Raw genomic sequence first — 15,998 nt, forward strand, 5'->3', positions numbered from 1 at the left:
CGCCGAGGCCGCCGCCGCGCAGGGCCACGCGCTGTCGGCCCACCTCGCGCGCCAAGGCATCGATGCCGGCATCCAGCCGGGCGCGGTTCCGGGCACGCGCCGCATCCATTACGCGGCGCCTGGGCAGGCCAAGCTTTCCATCGTGGCGGCGGATGCCGGCGATGGCTCGCATCTTGGCCCCTGCGTCGAGGCGCTGTTGTCCGGCTTGAATGGCTTCCCATGCGAATTCCTCGCCGTCGCGCCGGCGGCGGACCTGCCGCCGACAGCGAGGCTGCTGCCTTGCGATCCGGCGCTGAGCCTGGCCGCGCGCTACCAGTTGGGCGCGGAGGCGGCAAGCGGCGATTACCTGTTGTTCGTGGACAGCCGGGTGGAAGTCGCGCAACCGGGCGCGGTCGCCGCGCTGCTCGGCTTGGCAGCGCGGCCGGAGGTCGGCGCAGTCGCGCCGCGGCTGTTGCGGCCGAACGGCGCGGAAGTCTGGCGCGGGCCTTTGCTGTTGGGCGCTGAGGACGGCGCGGCCACAGTGTTCGATGGCGCGGCCGAGTCGGAGCCGGGCCATCTGAACCGGCAGGCGGTGGAGCACAACCCAGGCGGCCTGCTGCTGGATTGCTTGATGATGGGCCGGGCGTTCTACCAGCAGATCGGCGGTATCGACGCCTCGTTGCCGGATGTTTTCAACGCGGCCGTCGATCTGGGGCTCAAAGTCCGGGCTGCGGGCAAGTGGCTGGTGTGGACGCCTTTCGTGTCCGCCGGCCGGCTGGTGGACATCGACGCGTCGGCGGCGTCCGCCGTTTGCGACGCGGACGCCATTTCCCAGCGCTGGCAAGGCTGGCTGGCGCAGGACGCCGCCCATAACCGCCATCTGTCGCTGGTCGGGCCAGCGCCTTTCCGCATCGACAACGTGTTTTCCGCGGAGTGGGATGCCGATTTCCATGAACGGGCCCGGATACTGGCCTTGCCCGGCGAATCCCGGGCCAGCGCGATGCGTCTCTGCGCGCCGCTGGGGCGCCTGGAGGAGGGAAACCAGTATCTGACGACGCGGGTTCCCGCCGCGCAGCGCATGCCGGGGCCGGGGGAAATGGAGAGACTGGCACCCGACGTACTGCTGCAGACCGCGCGCTTCGATCCGGCTTTCCTGGAGTGGCAGCGCCGGTCGCGCCGCCGCCGGCCCGGCATGCTGTCGATCCTCGCGCTGGACGGGCTGGATTGCGGGCCAGGCATGACGGCTCGCTATGGCTTGGCCCATTTACGGGCGCTGGCGCGGGAAGTGGACAGGATCATCGTTCCCACCGAGTCGTTGCGGCGGATGGTGGGCGAGTTCGCCCAGGACGTGCGCCTGGTGCCGGATGGTTTGGACGAGGCGCGTTGGAACAATTTGCAGTCGCTGCGCCGCATCGGCAAGAAGCCCAGGGTCGGCTGGATCGGAACCCATGGCGAAGCCGCGGACCTGCTGCTGTTGAGCGGCCTCATCCTGGCGACGGCCGGGGAGATCGACTGGATCGTGTTGGGCGATTGTCCCGAAGTGCTCAAGCCCTGCCTGGCCGAACACCACTCGTTTGATCTGTCCGATGATGGCTATCCGGCCAAGCTGGCGAGTTTGAGCCTGGATTTGGCGGTGCTGCCCAAGACCTGCGTGCTGGTCAATGAAGTGGCCAGCCCCTTGCGCGTGCTTGAATACGGCGCGCTCGGCATCCCGGTGGTTTGCAGCGCGGTGGGCGAGTGGGGCGATACTCAGGCGCCGGTGGTGAAAGTGGAAAATGACGCGTCCAGCTGGGGCCGGGCGCTGCGCGAATGGACGGGCGATCCGCAGGCATCGGCCAAGGCGGGAGACGAATTGCGCGCCTGGGTGATGGAAAATGGCCTGTTGGAGCGATATTTGCCCTTATGGCAGCAGGCCATCGGCCGATAAAGCATTATGCGGCATCGTTTGATCCCGCGCGCTTGCCGCGCGGGCCTGGATCGATGAAGCCGGGCCTGAGCGACTGGGGCCGGCGGCAGGTTTTCATGAAATCGTTAGCGTTGCAGATGAATGGCGGGTCCGGCGCAAGGCGCCTGGGTCAGACCGTTGATCGGGGAGGGTGGGATGAAGAAACTGCTGTTTGTCGTGCCCATGCACATTTCCTGGGACTCGTTTACCAAGCCCGAGTACTACAATGTGCAGCTGGCCAAGGGCGATGGGAAGGTTTACAACATTCCCCGCACCGATTTGCCCCTGGGGCCGTTGTCGATTTCCGCGTACTTGAAGAAATTTCTGTCGCTGGACGTCAAACTGATCGATTTCAACGCCGAGGTGAATGCGCTCGATGCGGTGCCCTTCGATTGCTTCGAGGCGTTGTGTCGGCATTTCTTCCAGCAGATCAAGGATTTCCAGCCGGACTTCGTCGGCATTTCCTCGCTGTTCAGCCCATCCTTTCCCAATTTCATGGACTGCGGCCGGGTGGCGAAGGAGGTTTGGCCGGACAGCATCGTGGTCGGCGGCGGCAATATCCCGACCAATAGCTACGAGCAGATTTACCGCGACATGGGCTGCACTTTCTTCGACGGCCTGTGTTTCGGCGAGGGCGAGAAGCCGATGTTGCATTTGCTGGAGTCGGACGACCCGCGCGCCTTCCTGGCCAACTCGGATACCTGGATCACCCGGGGCAAAGTGATGGGCGCGGAGCTGTTCGCGCCCAAGCACGACTTCATCGACGACCTGGATGAAATCCCGTTCTTCGATTACGACCTGTGCGATATCGACAAACACGAGATCAACCAGGTGGTGGCGTCCTACCACAACCTGGACAAGACCCGCGGCTTCCACGTGATGACCTCGCGCGGCTGCCCTTTCCTGTGCACCTTCTGCGCCTCGCACCGGACCCATGGCCGCTCGATGCGCTACCACTCGCTGGCGCGCGTGCAGGAGGACTTCACCCGCCTGGTAGAGAAGTACGACGCGGCGACGGTCATCTTCCAGGACGACCACCTGATGGCCGATTCGGACCGGGTGTACAAGATCCTGGAGATCGTGAAATCGCTGAAGCTGCATTCGGTGTACCAGAACGGCCTGACGCTGTATGCGCTGGACCGTCCGATGCTGGAGGCCTTCTGGGACGCCGGCGTCCGCCACCTGGTGCTGCCGGTGGAAAGCGGCAGCGAGAAGGTGCTGAAGAAGCAGATGCGCAAGCCCTTGAAGATGAAGATTTCCGAAAGGGTGGCCAGGGATTGCCGCGATCTGGGCATCTACACCAACACCAATATCCTGATCGGCATGCCGGGCGAGACCAAGGCTGACTTGGAAGAGGCGCGACGCAATCTGCGCGAGATCGCCTCCAACTGGTTCAACATCGCCTGCGCCAGCCCCATCGTCGGCAGCGAAATCCACGACATCTCCAAGGAGAAGGGCTACATCAAGATCAACGATCTTGGCTCCGACTACCGGACGGCGGTCATCAATACCGAAGATTTCAGCGCCGAGTTCATCCAGGAATACCAGTACTTCATGAACCTGGATCTCAATTTTGTCCATAACTACGATATCCGCTGCGGCAACTATGCTTGGGCGGAGCGCGGGCTGAAGAACGTGCTGCGTCTGAAGAGCGACCATGCGTTCGCCCATTACTATCTGGCGAAGTGCTACCGCGAGTGGGGGCGGACAGGGGAGGCCGAGCTTCACTATGCCAGTTATCTGGAATCGATCCAGACGCCGTTCTGGGGACGCTGGGCGTGGATTTTCGGCCTGGAGGGCATCAATCCGGCCGACTGGTCGGAGGAGCATTACGGCCTGCTGGCGGAAGTCCTGGTCCCTCCGGCCATGATCGACGCCGACGACACCCAAGCCATCGCCGCTTCGGCCTGAAACAACCCGGTCTTCTGGCCGGACCCATGGAGCGAAACTGCGGGCAATGCGCGGTTTCGCTCCATGTTTTGCCTTATGGCCCGCGAAGAAGTGATGGCCGCCCCCGGTAGCTCACGGCGCGGTCCAGCCGCGATCTGTTATGCTGTTTGAAGTGGCCGGATTCATCCATCTCTTAGCGAGCCTCAGCCATGAAATCACAGGAAAATAACGTGGAACAACAACCTCGCAAGCCGCGCATTGGCGTCCTGACCCGAGACCTGCAGGACGCAGCCTGCTTCAAGTTGCGGCTGGGCGATCCGCTCCGCCTGATGTCGCCGGTGCTAGATGCCTATCTTTTCCGCAACCAAGTTGAGTACAGCTTCGAGGGTGATTATCCATTCAAGGATGATCAGGATTTTGTGGACTCGATGGACATGTTCGTCGTCCAGCGACTGTTTCCTTACCCGGAATTTCGGCCGGTGCTGGAGATGATCGTAGAGTCCGGCAAGCCCTTGGTCTACGAAACTGACGATTGGCTGCTGGATACACCCGAGCAGCACGTGATGTACAGCTTGTGCCAGCCGGCGTTCGACGGCATCGAATGGCTGTTGCCCAAGTGTTCGCTGGTGACCGTGTCGACCGAGGCGCTGGTCGAAAAGGTGAAGCCATACAACGACAAGATTTTCGTCTTCCAGAATTGCCTGGCGTCGGAACGCCTAGTGGAGCCGATGCCGCACAGCGGCCAGATCACCATTGGCTTCGCCGGCACCAGCACTCACGGCAAGGACGTGGAAATGGTGTCCGCCGCGTTGAAGCGGATTTATCACGAGTACGCCGGCCAGGTGAAATTCGTGTTCTGGGGCGATGTGCCCCCGGACTTCGTCGGCATCAAGGATGTGCGCAAGGTGGCGGAATTCGTCACTTACAACGAATACCTGGCGGAGCTGGCCAAGCTCAAGATCGATATCGGCATCGCCCCGCTGGTGCGCAGCGAGTTCAACGACTTCAAATCCGACATCAAGTGGCTGGAGTACGCGGTGGTCGGCGCGGCGGCGGTCGTGTCCGAGGTCCCGCCATATGCGGATCTGAAGGACAGCGGCCTGGCGGTGGTGGCGGAAAATACCGAAGACGGATGGGTGACCGGGGTCAGCAAGCTGATCGACGACCCTGAGTTGCGCGTCCGCCAGGCAGAGGCCGCCCGCCGCCATGTGCTGGACAAGCGCTTGCTGGAACAGCGGGTCGGCGATCTGCTGGCCCAGTACGCCGAATTGTTGCCGGATGGCCTTAAAGTCCAGATGCCGGCCCAGTTCGGCCATATCATCCAATACGATCTGGGCGAGAACGACATAGACGGCTCGAAGGCCTACCGGCGCTTGGTGAAGCGCCGCCAACTGCGGGAAGTGCACGCGGAGCAGCTTGCCGAGCGCATGATGCTGGCCTGGAAGCAGGTGCCGATGTTCAACCTGATCGTTCTGGCGCCTGGCAACCGGTTGGCGCGGCTGTCGGAAACGTTCTCCGCGATGGAGGACGTGTTGTACCGGAACTGGCGGTTGATCGTGATTTCCGATACGCCGGAACCCGACCCGATCTTCAGCAGCAATCCTCAGCTCGCCTGGCTGCAGCTGGATAGCCTGGAGAATGACCAGCAGGTGGCGGATGTCATCAACAGCGTGATCGCCGACGTGCCGTCAGACTGGGTGATGCTGCTGCCGGCAGGCGCGCGCCTGCAGCCCAATGCGCTTGCGCGGCTGGGCGAGGAAATTCACGTCCATCCGGAATACGGCGCCATTTACTGCGACCATGACGTGGTCTCGCCGATGGGCAGACGCTTCCGTCCGGCTTTCTTGCCGGATTTTTCACCCGATTATCTGCGCTCCATGGACTACACCAGCTACGCGGTGGCGTTCAAGCGGGAAGTCCTGGCCAAGCTTGGCGGCATGCAAGCCTATCCGCGCGCGTATTGCTACGATGCGCTGCTGCGCGTGTACGAGCGCTGGGATCGCGGCGCGATCGGCCATGTCGACGATGTGCTGGTATCTCTGCCCTGGGTGGATCCCAAGAGCGACCGTCTGGGCAACGCCTCCCGGCGGGTGGCGCTTGAGAGCCATATCAATCGCTGCGGCCTGCCGGCGTCGGTGGATGAGGGGCTGGTGCCGGGCACCTTCTATTACCAGTACCAGTTGCTGGCTTCGCCGCTGGTGTCGGTGATCATCCCGAGCAAGGACAAGCTGGAGTGCCTGGAGCCCTGCCTGGCCGGCTTGTTCGGCACCACGGCGTACCAGAATTTCGAAGTGCTGATCGTCGACAATGGTTCGGAAGACCAGGAAACCTTCGAGTTCTATGACCGAATCCAGGCGAGCCATCCGGGCCGGATCCGCATCCTGGCCTACGATGCGCCGTTCAACTTCTCCGCCCAGTGCAATCTCGGCGCGCGGGAGGCGCGCGGCGAATACCTGCTGTTGCTGAACAATGACACCGAAGTGGTGTTTCCGCATTGGTTGGAGCGCTTGCTGGCGACCGCGCAGCAGCCGGGCGTCGGCGCGGTGGGCGCGCGCCTGTTGTATCCGGAGATCGGCCGCGTGCAGCATGCCGGCATCGTGCTGGGCATGCCCGGCGGGATGTATTCGGTGGCCGACCATATCTTCGAAGACATGGATTACCTGTTCCCGGGCTACCTGAACCGCAGCCTGACCATGCAGAACTATTCCGCCGTCACCGCGGCCTGCCTGTTGGTGGAGAAGCAGATCTACGACCTGGTGGGCGGAATGGACGAGGAGAAGCTGCAGGTCTGCTTCAACGATGTCGATTTCTGCCTGAAGGTCCAGGCGGCCGGCCTTCGCAACGTCTACAACCCGTTCGTGGTGCTGTACCACCACCACGCCAAGAGCATAGGCCGCGTCACCACCGATCCGCGGCCTGCCTTGAAGGCGGCGGTGCGCGAGCGCGAGGAGATGGAGGTGATGCTGGCGCGCTGGCTGCCGGTGCTGGCGAACGATCCCGGCTTCAACCGCCACCTGTCGCTGCGCAACAAACGCGGCTTGATCGAATCTGACCGCATCGTCGCCTGGGATGCGAAGCTGCCGGGCCGCAAGCGGGTGCTGGGCGTGCCGGTGCCGGGCGGCAGCGGCGAATACCGTTTGAGCCAGCCGCTGTCGGTGCTGCAGGAAAAAGGCAAACTGGATGGCGAGATCCACCAGCCGTCCGCCGGCATTCCCACCGTCGTGGAACTGGCCCGCCAGGCGCCGAATACGGTATTGCTGCATACCGGCATCAGCGATTATCTCTATGAGACGATGGATGCCTACCGCAAGTACATCCCGGATCTGCGCATCGTGTTCGGTCTGGACGACCTGGTGGGCGGTGTGCCGGAAAAGAGCAGCCTGTACGACCACTGGTCCCGCCACTATCCCGACGCGAAGCAGCGTCTGCGCCGGGTGTTGAAGTTGTGCGACGCGGCGGTGGTGTCCACCCAGCCGCTGGCCGATTTCATCCAGAACATGGTGGGCGAAGTGGCGATCGCGCCGAACCGGCTGCGCAGAAGCGTGTGGGGCGAGCTGAAGTCCGAGCGCCGCACCGGCAAGAAGCCCAGGGTGGGCTGGGTGGGCGCCGGCCAGCACCGCGGCGACCTGGAGCTGATCCATGAGGTGATCCTCGCCACTTACAAGGAAGTGGACTGGGTGTTCATGGGCATGTGCCTGCCGCAGTTCCGCCCCTATGTGGTCGAGATGCACCATGCGGTGCCCTTCGCCGACTATGCCGCGAAAGTGGCCAGCCTGAATCTGGATCTGGCGGTCGCGCCGCTGGAGCTCAATCCTTTCAACGAGGCGAAGAGCAATCTCCGGCTCTTGGAGTACGGTGTGCTGGGCTGGCCGGTGGTGTGCACCGATATTTATCCGTATCAGACCAATGACGCGCCGGTATGCCGCGTGCCCAATCGGGCGGACGTCTGGATCGAGGCCATCCGTGCGCGGGTGCATGATCTGGACGCGCTGGCGAAGGAAGGCGATGCGCTGAAGGCCTGGTTTGATAAAGACTATTGGCTGGAGGACCATTACGAGGAATGGTTCCGGGTGCTGCATGGTTGATGGCAGGCAGGATTGAATGGAGGTTAAACCCCGGGCATGGCCCGGGGTTTTTATTTCCGAAAGAAATAGTCTGTCATTTTGGTAATTTTGCCATTTTCATCAACGTTTCCCGACTGGGGCCGATCAAGTTGGCAACAGGCAATTATTTTGGTGGCCCAGCTGGGCTGATAAGGGGAACGAAATGGCAATTACCGTCAATACCAATATTTCATCGCTGCAGGCCCAGCTGAACCTGAACGGCTCCCAGGCTTCTCTGTCGAAGTCGCTGGCCCGCCTGTCTTCCGGTCTGCGCGTCAACAGCGCCAAGGACGACGCTGCCGGCCTGGCGATTTCGCAGACGCTGACTTCGGCCATCCGCGGCAATAACCAAGCGATCAGCAACGCCAACGACGGTATTTCCGTAGGTCAGACCGCTGAAGGCGCGCTCGGCCAGATCGCCAACAACCTGCAGCGTATCCGCGAAATCGCGGTGCAGTCCTCGAACGCCTCGGTGAGCAACACCAACCGTTCGCAGCTGCAAAACGAAGTGGACCAGCTGACCCAGGAAATCTCGCGTATCGTGCAGACCACCCAATTCAACGGCACCCAGCTGTTGTCGGGCAGCGCGGTGCTGACTTTCCAAGTGGGTTCGTCCGGCGCCAGCAGCAACCAGGTTTCGGTTTCGTCGGTGGACATGACTTCCGGGGGCGTGTTGTGCAGCTACAGCTCGGCGCTGACAGCCACCGGCACGATCAACATCACCACTCAGTCGGGCGCCTCGGCCATTCTGTCGTCGCTGGATTCGGACATCGCGGAAATCTCCACGGTGCGCTCCACCTGGGGTTCGGTGCAAAACCGGTTCGACGCGGTGGTGGCCAACCTGCAGAACTACGTGCAGAACCTGACCGCGGCCAACAGCCGCATCATGGATGTTGATTTCGCGTCGGAAACGGCCAACCTGACCAAGAATCAGATTCTGCAGCAGGCCGGCAGCTCGATTCTGAAGCAGGCGAACTCTCTGCCGCAGGCCGCCCTGACGCTGCTGCAGTAATCGTTTTCTAAGCCGCGTCGCCGCAGCCTGTCGGATTGGCTGCGGCAGACGATGGAGAAGGCGACAGGCGAAATGAGGGAAAGAGGTTTGCGGCGATGATGTGAAAATTCACACTTCGGCCATAAAGTTCGGACCTCCTCGGTCGATAAGTTGTGTAAGCAAGCTGTTTTGCCCACACAAAGCACCAGGAGAGTCACCATGGCTATTACCGTCAACACCAATGTATCCTCGCTGCAGGCGCAGCTGAATTTGAACAACTCGCAGATGTCGCTGACCAAGTCGCTGCAACGTCTGTCTTCCGGCCTGCGCGTCAACAGCGCCAAGGACGACGCCGCCGGCCTGGCGATTTCGCAGACGCTGACTTCGGCCATCCGCGGCAACAACCAAGCGATCAGCAACGCCAACGACGGTATTTCCGTAGGTCAGACCGCTGAAGGCGCGCTGGGCCAGATCGCCAACAACCTGCAGCGTATCCGCGAAATCGCGGTGCAGTCCTCGAACGCCTCGGTGAGCAACACCAACCGTTCGCAGCTGCAAAACGAAGTGGACCAACTGACCCAGGAAATCTCGCGTATCGTGCAGACCACCCAGTTCAACGGCACCCAGCTGTTGTCCGGTAGCGCGGTGCTGACTTTTCAAGTGGGTTCGTCCGGCGCCAGCAGCAACCAGGTTTCGATTTCGTCGCAGGATATGACTTCCGCGGGCGTGCTGTGCAGCTACAGCTCGGCGCTGACAGCCACCGGCACGATCAACATCACCACTCAGTCGGGCGCCTCGGCCATTCTGTCGTCGCTGGATTCGGACATCGCGGAAATTTCGACGGTGCGTTCCACCTGGGGTTCGGTGCAAAACCGGTTTGACGCGGTGGTGGCCAACCTGCAGAACTACGTGCAAAACCTGACTGCGGCCAATAGCCGGATCGTGGATGTGGACTTTGCTTCGGAAACGGCTAACCTGACTAAGAACCAGATTCTGCAACAGGCTGGCGCGTCTATCCTGAAACAAGCGAATACCCTGCCCCAGTCGGCTCTGACGCTGCTGCAATAACAGTAGTACACTGATGGTAAAGCCAGTCGCAGCTCCGGTTGGGCAACCGGAGCTGTGGCCATGAGGAGCGTAATCATGCAAATCCCTTCCATATTATCGCCAGCCGCGCCGACTACGGCCGCTCCGGTACCCCGTCAGCAGTTGGTAGAGTTGAACCAGGCATCATCCAACGACCAGAGCCAGCCCGTTCTGGCCGATACGACGCAAGCTGTTGCCGCGGCTGGGCAGAGCCAGCAGCAGCAGTCCGCCGCTGATTCTCAGCAGAAGCAGCAGTCATTGAGCAAGCAGCTGCAGGATTCCGTCAGCCAGCTCAATAATACTGCGGCGCTTTACAGCAGTTCCTTGCAGTTTTCCGTCGACAAAGACACCGGGTCTACGGTGGTGAAAGTGGTCGACAAGGAGAACAACAAGGTCATTCGTCAGATTCCGTCCGAAGAGGCGTTGCGCATCGCCAAGGCGATTGGCGACTTCAAGGGCCTATTGCTGAAGGACAAAGCCTGATCTATTTGTCCCGATGCGGCGATAACATGGGGATAACATGACAGCCATTACCAGTTCCGTGGGCGCATTGGATGTACAGGGCATCGTCAGCCAACTGATGATGATCGAGCGGCAGCCTCTGAACGCGAGTCAGAAACGGGCCGACCAATACAACACCCAGCTCAGCACGGTAGGCAAGCTAAGCTCCTCCCTGTCTGCATTGCAGACGGCGTTGACCAGCTTGTCTTCCGGCCGTTTCCTGCAGGTATTCAAAGCGTCGGTCAGCGATGCCTCGATGGGCGCCGTGACCGCGACCACTGGCGGCAGCCCCGGCACCTACCAGATCAAGGTCGATAGTCTGGCTACCAGCCGGCAACTGGTGTTCGACCAATCGGGCGGCGCCCCGATCAAAGATCCCAAAGCGGCTGTCAGCGGCGCGCCGGACGCGATTTCGTTTCAGATCAACGGCAAGACGCAGACAGTCAAATTGCGCGACAATCCGGGCGATGTTGTTTCCCTGCAGACGATTAACGACAAGATCAATGCGGCCGGCATCGGCGTCAACGCCACAGTCGTCCAGAACAATGGCGAGTACAAGCTGGTGCTGAATTCGGCGTCATCCGGCACCGACAACGAATTCAAGATCGTCTCCGGCGCAGGCAGCAGCGACTCGAACTCCACGACGGGCTCCACGCTGGCGGGATTGTCGCAGAGCGCAGCCGCCGGAACGGAATCCCGCGCCGCGAACAATGCCAAGCTGACAGTCAACGGCGTAGCGATCTCGGCAGGCAGCAACAAGGTGTCCAGCGCAGTGGCCGGGGTCGATATCGATTTGTACAAGGCTGGTGAATTCACGGTATCGATGTCGCCGGACAGCGCCGGGGTGGGCAAGAACCTGCAGTCTTTCGTCGACGCTTACAATCAGGTGGTCGGCGACGTGAAGGCCGCCCGCGGCGGCGCGTTGAAAGGCAGCGCGTCGGTGCTGGATATACAAAGCCGGCTGCAGCAGGTATTGAGTACGCCGGTGGCGGGCGTGGATCCGGTCAAATCCTACGCTTTTTTGGCCCAGGTCGGCATTTCCTTGCAGAAGGATGGCACGCTGAAATTGGATCAAACGGCATTCAACGATGCGCTGCAGAAAGACAAGCAAGCGGTGACCAATTTGTTCGGTAACAGCGCGAATACCGGTTTCGCCCAACGTTTCAACAATGAAATCAACAGCATGCTTGGACCGAGCGGCGTGATTGAAACCAGCAAATCGACTATCAAGTCGAAGGTAAGCACGGAAACCCAGTTGCAAAGTTCATTGCAGGCGCGTCTGGATACCAAGCAATCCCAGCTGTTGCAGCAATACACGAATTTGAACAAGACTTTGACGCAAATGCAGTCTGGCTCCAACAGCCTGTTCAATATGATTTCCAGCAAATAAGTTGAAATGGGCGGATGCGTTTTCGAACCGTCCGCCCGCAATAGTTGAAGGTGACCCATGCTGAATTCTCGGATGCTCAAGCAGTTCAATCAGGCGTACGCTAATGACGCTTTGAAAGCTGCCGTGTATGGGGCGAGTCCGGTCGGAATCGTTGTGATGCTGTACGAGGGCGCGATCAAGGCCCTGGCTTCAGCGGCTACGGCGATCGATGGCGGCCGTTTTGAGGAAAAGGCCCGGATGATCAGCAAGACGGTTGATATCCTGGAAGGCTTGCGTGTTGCGTTGGAGTTGGATCAGGCTTCCGATGCCGCATCCAATCTGAACGATCTGTACCTGTATATGAAACTCAGACTGGCTAAGGCCAGCCTGAAGAATGACAAAGAGATTCTTGCCGAGGTCAAAGGCTTGCTGGAAACTATTCTTCCCGCTTGGCAGCAAGTAGACCGGGGCAGCGCGGCGCAACAGCAGGCGGCAGGCCAGAACGAAGGATGACGGCGATGGCGGGACCCAAGGCAAAGCGCAGCCTTCCGGCCTTGATCGATGAGCTGGAGCCATTGAGCAGACAGATGCTGGAGGCGGCCTCCAAGCGCGATCATCTGAAGTTCACGGAGCTGCACGGCCGGAGCGAGGCTGGCGTGCAGCAATTGCTGAAACAGCTGGAGTCAGCGGAAGAGCGCGAAGGTTTGAGCGAAGAGCAGCGCGAGACCTTGCGCAGAGTGCTGATCGTGCGTGAAGAAACCCAGCGGCAGCTGGCCACCTGGGCCGGGCAGATCAAGGGCGAGCTGCGAACGCTGAGCCAGGGCTCCAAGCTTCGACGCCAATACAAGGGATGAGCGCTGGTTGCATTCAAGCGCCTGGTTTTGGCTTGGGTTGCGCCGTATTTCGCCATACACTTAAGTCAGTGTGGATTTCATCCTGGGGGCAATTTCCATGTCCGGCGCCTTCTTCCCTTACCTGATGGTCTTGTTATGGCTGGTGCTGGCGGCAGCGGTCGTTTATCTGTACAGCCGGCTGCAGAGACTGGAAAGCAAGCGCGATAGCGTGACCTCGCTATATCTGGATCAGTTGCAGCACCAGATAAGCGCTTTGCAGCGCGATGTTTCCCGCCTGCAATCGAGAGCGGAGAACCGCAACCAGGGTGATCCCGGACTGAGTCCGTATAATCAGGCGATAGAAATGATCCGCCAGGGGCTGACCGCTTCCGAAGTGGCGTCGCGTTGCGGCATCTCCCGCAGCGAGGCAGAGTTGATCGTATCCCTTTATCGTAACAGCCCGACTTCATGATTCCATCGCTGCCCACCAATCTTCCTGTCAGCGCGCAGGGCTCATCGCCAACCGCGAATCAGCTGAGGACTTCGATAGACGGCTCGCGGCTGCTGGAGGCTCTCAGCCAGCCGTCCAAGCTGCCATCGCTGATGGTGGGAGAGCTGCTGACGGCTAAGGTGGCCGATCAACTGGGCAATAACCAGCTGGCGGTGCTGATCAAGAATGCGTTGTTCACGCTCAGCCTCCCGCAAGGGGCCAATCCTTCCGGCGATACCCTCAATCTGAAAGTGGTGTCGCTGCAGCCGTCGCTGACCTTCGCCTTGTTGGACAGCGGCAAGGATGGCGCCGCAGCCGCGCCGCAGGACGGTTCGGTCGCGGTCAAGCTCAGCCAGGCGTCGCGTTATCTGACCGCGCTGCTGACATCCTCGGCACCCTCCGCGGCGGACGAGTCCGGAACTTCCGCCCGCGCCGCCGGCAAGCCTTTGCAGCTGGATGTGGCCCAGCAGCCGCCGGCCCAGGTGGCCAAGCAGCTGCAGCAGGACGTCAAGCAGAGCGGCCTGTTCTACGAATCCCATTTGAAGGACTTCAGCAATGGTCAGCATTCGCTGGACCAGTTGAAGCTAGAGCCACAGGCCAAGCTCAGCGTGCCATTGCATATCCTGGACGATGACCAGAAAAGCAGCCAACTCAAGCCGCAGATGCAAGAGTTGAGCGGCCTGGTGCAACGTCAGCTGGATGGTCTGGAGAACCGGGCGATGCAGTTTCAGGGCCTGGCTTGGCCGGGGCAGCCGATGCAACTGCAGATCGAGCAGGAAAAGACGGAAAACGAGAGGCAAGGCAGCGGGGAGGAGGAGATTCCGGTGTGGAACACCAGCCTGTCGCTGGAATTGCCATCTTTGGGCGGCATGGGAGTCCGGTTGAGGATGGTGGGACAGTCGGTGCAAGTGATGTTCAGCGCCGATGAAGGGGAAACCGGACAGATGATACAGCGCAACGCGGCGCGTTTGCAGAGCGGCATGGCCGCCGCGGGTCTGAATCTCGCCAGCCTGGTAGTGAAGCAGCATGAATCAGCAGAATGACGACAAGCGCCGCTCCGCGGTAGCCCTGTCCTATCGGGAGGGCCAGCACTCGCCGCGGGTGGTGGCCAAGGGCTACGGCCAGATGGCCCAGCGCATCATCGATTGCGCGCAGGACGCCGGCGTGTTCGTCCACGATTCGCCTGAACTTGTGTCGCTGTTGATGCAAGTCGATCTGGACAAGCATATTCCTCCCGAGCTGTACCGCGCCGTCGCTGAAATCCTGGCTTTCATCTATTACTTGGAACGCCAGGCTGGCGGCAAGGACACGGCGTTCGAAGACTGGTCGGCGGCCGGACGGCGCGAACCCGCCGGCAATCCCTGAGCGCCTCTGGCGCCGTCATCGACAATCCCCTATCCTCGTCCGATCGCTGTTTTTCTATCGGAGAGCGGAATGCGCATTGGTTATATCGGTCTGGGCATCATGGGGCGTCCCTGCGTCCTCAATCTGTTGAAGGCGGGTTTTGACGTCAGCGTGTGGGCGCGCAAGCGGCAGAGCGCGGACGACGTGTTGGCGGCCGGCGCAGCCTGGGCGGCCAGTCCGGCCGAATTGGCTGGCCAGGTTGACGTGCTGGTGACCAATGTCTCTGACACCGCCGATGTCGAGGCGGTGCTGTTGGGAGAGCGGGGCGCGGCGCATGGCGCCAGGCCCGGCCTGGTATGCGTCGACATGAGCACCATCGCGCCCAATGGCGCGCGCCGCATCGCCGCCGCGCTTGAGAAAAAGGGTATCGATTTCTTGGATTGCCCGGTGTCCGGCGGCGAGGTCGGCGCGGTCAACGGCACGCTGACCATCATGGTTGGGGGCAGGGCCCAGGCGCTTGAAAAAGCGCGTCCGGCGCTGCAGGCGATGGGCCAGACCATCACCCACATCGGCGCCAGCGGCGCGGGCCAAGTGGCCAAGGCCTGCAATCAAATCGCGGTGGCGGTCGGCGTGGCCGCGGTCGCCGAGATCGTCAAGCTGGCGAAGGCTTGCGACGTGGATCCCGGCCCGGTGCGGGCCGCGTTGATGGGCGGTTTCGCCCAGAGCAGGGTGCTGGATGTCCATGGCCAGCGGATGATAGACGACAACTATGCGCCGGGCTTCAAGGCCAAGCTGCACGCCAAGGACATGCATATCGTGATCGATACCGCCCGCGAGCAGGGCATCAGCCTGCCGGCGGCGGAGCGCACGATGCAGCTGATAGACCAGTTGGTGGCGCAGGGCGACGGCGAGCTGGACTCCTCGGCCATCGCCAGATTGATCTGGCAGCAGAACTGACTTTCACGCTTGCATGCAAAAAGGGCCGCGATATCGCGGCCCTTTTCATATCCGGGTCATGCTCGCATCAGGCGATGCGGTCTTTCAGCTGTTTGCTGGCGACGAAGGAAACCTTGCGCTTGGCGGCGATCTGGATGGTTTCGCCGGTCTTCGGGTTGCGGCCGGTGCGGGCGGAGGTTTCCTTTACCTTGAACTTGCCGGCCACGATGCTGATCTCGCCGTTGCTGGCCAGGGTGTCCAGCAGCACTTCGTCGAAAGCGCCCAGAACGCGCAGCACATCGGCTTTGGTCAGGCCGGACTTGTCGGAGAGAAGGGCAATCAGTTCGGCTTTGGTCATGGCGATGAATCTTTCAAGAGGAGTAAAACCTCATTTTCTGCGATTTTACGCTGCGAAGAAAGGTAAAAAAGCAGGGCCGGCTTGTAAATGCCCATCCCATATCCTTGACCGTGGCATGGCCGCCGCAAGAAACAGAACGTTTCTATCTGATTTTCCATGGATTATCATGCTCG

14 protein-coding genes are annotated in these 15,998 nt (G+C 61.1%); 13 read left to right on the forward strand and 1 reads right to left on the reverse strand.

The genetic code is table 11. From position 1 onward, the window contains the following. From LQR33_RS19810 to LQR33_RS19870, 13 genes are all read left to right on the forward strand, one after another. Positions 1-1,906: glycosyltransferase family 2 protein (locus LQR33_RS19810; protein ID WP_231470174.1), on the forward strand; the 1,906-nt coding region annotated here is incomplete at its 5' end. Positions 1,907-2,080: 174 nt separating this feature from the next. Continuing rightward, the gene (locus LQR33_RS19815; RefSeq protein ID WP_231177411.1) at positions 2,081-3,835 is read left to right on the forward strand and encodes a B12-binding domain-containing radical SAM protein; all 1,755 of its coding nucleotides are present in this window, start codon (positions 2,081-2,083) and stop codon (positions 3,833-3,835) included. 209 nt (positions 3,836-4,044) lie between these two features. Beyond that, the gene (locus LQR33_RS19820) at positions 4,045-7,899 is read left to right on the forward strand and encodes a glycosyltransferase (RefSeq protein ID WP_231470175.1); all 3,855 of its coding nucleotides are present in this window, start codon (positions 4,045-4,047) and stop codon (positions 7,897-7,899) included. A 181-nt stretch (positions 7,900-8,080) separates the two neighbouring features. Beyond that, positions 8,081-8,929, forward strand: a complete 849-nt coding sequence (locus LQR33_RS19825) for a flagellin N-terminal helical domain-containing protein (protein WP_166439794.1) — start codon at positions 8,081-8,083, stop codon at positions 8,927-8,929. A 198-nt stretch (positions 8,930-9,127) separates the two neighbouring features. Then, positions 9,128-9,976, forward strand: coding sequence for a flagellin N-terminal helical domain-containing protein (locus LQR33_RS19830; RefSeq protein ID WP_021475332.1), 849 nt, complete (start codon positions 9,128-9,130; stop codon positions 9,974-9,976). 75 nt (positions 9,977-10,051) lie between these two features. After that, complete coding sequence (locus tag LQR33_RS19835) at positions 10,052-10,477, forward strand: flagellar protein FlaG (protein WP_166439793.1); 426 nt, start codon at positions 10,052-10,054, stop codon at positions 10,475-10,477. A gap of 37 nt (positions 10,478-10,514) precedes the next feature. Continuing rightward, positions 10,515-11,885: a flagellar filament capping protein FliD gene (gene fliD, locus LQR33_RS19840; RefSeq protein WP_166439792.1), complete on the forward strand. Its 1,371-nt coding sequence runs from the start codon at positions 10,515-10,517 to the stop codon at positions 11,883-11,885. A gap of 72 nt (positions 11,886-11,957) precedes the next feature. Continuing rightward, a complete protein-coding gene (fliS, locus tag LQR33_RS19845; RefSeq protein WP_231177407.1) occupies positions 11,958-12,377 on the forward strand; it encodes a flagellar export chaperone FliS in 420 nt (139 codons plus the stop codon). Positions 12,378-12,382: 5 nt separating this feature from the next. Then, positions 12,383-12,718, forward strand: coding sequence for a flagellar protein FliT (locus tag LQR33_RS19850; protein WP_231470176.1), 336 nt, complete (start codon positions 12,383-12,385; stop codon positions 12,716-12,718). A gap of 97 nt (positions 12,719-12,815) precedes the next feature. Next, positions 12,816-13,169 (forward strand): DUF2802 domain-containing protein, encoded by a 354-nt coding sequence (locus LQR33_RS19855; protein ID WP_166439789.1) that lies wholly within the window; start codon positions 12,816-12,818, stop codon positions 13,167-13,169. Further along, positions 13,166-14,230: a flagellar hook-length control protein FliK gene (fliK, locus tag LQR33_RS19860; RefSeq protein WP_231470177.1), complete on the forward strand. Its 1,065-nt coding sequence runs from the start codon at positions 13,166-13,168 to the stop codon at positions 14,228-14,230. Before LQR33_RS19855 ends, fliK begins: the two co-directional genes overlap by 4 nt. Next, the gene (locus tag LQR33_RS19865) at positions 14,214-14,552 is read left to right on the forward strand and encodes an EscU/YscU/HrcU family type III secretion system export apparatus switch protein (protein ID WP_221664107.1); all 339 of its coding nucleotides are present in this window, start codon (positions 14,214-14,216) and stop codon (positions 14,550-14,552) included. The genes fliK and LQR33_RS19865 overlap by 17 nt, the downstream gene beginning before the upstream one ends. A 69-nt stretch (positions 14,553-14,621) precedes the next feature. Beyond that, entirely contained in the window at positions 14,622-15,488 is an 867-nt protein-coding gene (locus LQR33_RS19870; RefSeq protein ID WP_231177405.1) for an NAD(P)-dependent oxidoreductase, read from the forward strand. Positions 15,489-15,555: 67 nt separating this feature from the next. Here the strand turns inward: LQR33_RS19870 and LQR33_RS19875 are convergent, their stop codons facing one another. Next, positions 15,556-15,825, reverse strand: coding sequence for an HU family DNA-binding protein (locus LQR33_RS19875; RefSeq protein ID WP_021475323.1), 270 nt, complete (start codon positions 15,823-15,825; stop codon positions 15,556-15,558). Positions 15,826-15,998 lie beyond the last annotated feature (173 nt).

Source organism: Chromobacterium piscinae, from assembly GCF_021129175.1.
Lineage (GTDB): Bacteria > Pseudomonadota > Gammaproteobacteria > Burkholderiales > Chromobacteriaceae > Chromobacterium > Chromobacterium piscinae.

What these genes read in the sequence shown, in the direction of transcription:
- LQR33_RS19815 (WP_231177411.1), top strand. Translation starts at nt 2,081, where the DNA reads ATGAAGAAACTGCTGTTTGTCGTGCCCATGCACATTTCCTGGGACTCG.
- LQR33_RS19825 (WP_166439794.1), top strand. Translation starts at nt 8,081, where the DNA reads ATGGCAATTACCGTCAATACCAATATTTCATCGCTGCAGGCCCAGCTG.
- LQR33_RS19830 (WP_021475332.1), top strand. Translation starts at nt 9,128, where the DNA reads ATGGCTATTACCGTCAACACCAATGTATCCTCGCTGCAGGCGCAGCTG.
- LQR33_RS19835 (WP_166439793.1), top strand. Translation starts at nt 10,052, where the DNA reads ATGCAAATCCCTTCCATATTATCGCCAGCCGCGCCGACTACGGCCGCT.
- fliD (WP_166439792.1), top strand. Translation starts at nt 10,515, where the DNA reads ATGACAGCCATTACCAGTTCCGTGGGCGCATTGGATGTACAGGGCATC.
- fliS (WP_231177407.1), top strand. Translation starts at nt 11,958, where the DNA reads ATGCTCAAGCAGTTCAATCAGGCGTACGCTAATGACGCTTTGAAAGCT.
- LQR33_RS19850 (WP_231470176.1), top strand. Translation starts at nt 12,383, where the DNA reads ATGGCGGGACCCAAGGCAAAGCGCAGCCTTCCGGCCTTGATCGATGAG.
- LQR33_RS19855 (WP_166439789.1), top strand. Translation starts at nt 12,816, where the DNA reads ATGTCCGGCGCCTTCTTCCCTTACCTGATGGTCTTGTTATGGCTGGTG.
- fliK (WP_231470177.1), top strand. Translation starts at nt 13,166, where the DNA reads ATGATTCCATCGCTGCCCACCAATCTTCCTGTCAGCGCGCAGGGCTCA.
- LQR33_RS19865 (WP_221664107.1), top strand. Translation starts at nt 14,214, where the DNA reads ATGAATCAGCAGAATGACGACAAGCGCCGCTCCGCGGTAGCCCTGTCC.
- LQR33_RS19870 (WP_231177405.1), top strand. Translation starts at nt 14,622, where the DNA reads ATGCGCATTGGTTATATCGGTCTGGGCATCATGGGGCGTCCCTGCGTC.
- LQR33_RS19875 (WP_021475323.1), bottom strand. Translation starts at nt 15,825, where the DNA reads ATGACCAAAGCCGAACTGATTGCCCTTCTCTCCGACAAGTCCGGCCTG.